General features: G+C 34.5%; 1 protein-coding gene. It reads left to right on the top strand.

The genetic code is table 11. The annotated features are described in order from the left end of the window. On the top strand, nt 1-542 hold a 542-nt coding region (locus AT575_RS10085), incomplete at both ends, for an IS3 family transposase (RefSeq protein ID WP_129587080.1).

Below are 542 nucleotides of genomic sequence, written 5' to 3'. Positions count from 1 at the left end.
AAAAAGCGGCAATCGTCAAGGAACTTAAAGAAAAAGGATATCACATAAAATATCTTCTCAAAGCAGTAAACTTAGCTAAGTCAACTTATTATTTCGAGATTGGCAAGATAGATGCTGTTGCGTTAAGAAACGAAGATTTACTTAACGAAATCAAAAGTATTTTTGAGTCAAATAAAAGTAGATATGGCGTTAGACGAGTCTATCAAGAACTGATTAATCGTGGATACAAGGTGAACCATAAGAGAGTTCAACGTCTCATGCATAAAGAAGGCTTATTAGGCAAACGTCCAAAGGAAAAATACCATTCCTATAAGGGTGAGGTAGGAAAGATTGCCGACAATATCATTGCTAGAAACTTAGCACAACTGCGCCTTTACAAAAGTGGACAACAGATGTATCTCAGTTTAATTTTTCATGGGGAAGTGTTACATATCGCCTGTTTAGATATGAACACAAATGAAATCATATCATATGATTTATCTATGAGTCCTAATCTTGAACAGATAAGTAGAATGCTCGATAGAGCTTTCAATAAATTTCCA

Source organism: Streptococcus penaeicida (genome assembly GCF_002887775.1).
Lineage (GTDB): Bacteria > Bacillota > Bacilli > Lactobacillales > Streptococcaceae > Streptococcus > Streptococcus penaeicida.
This window is presented reverse-complemented; position numbering and strand designations above follow the sequence as displayed.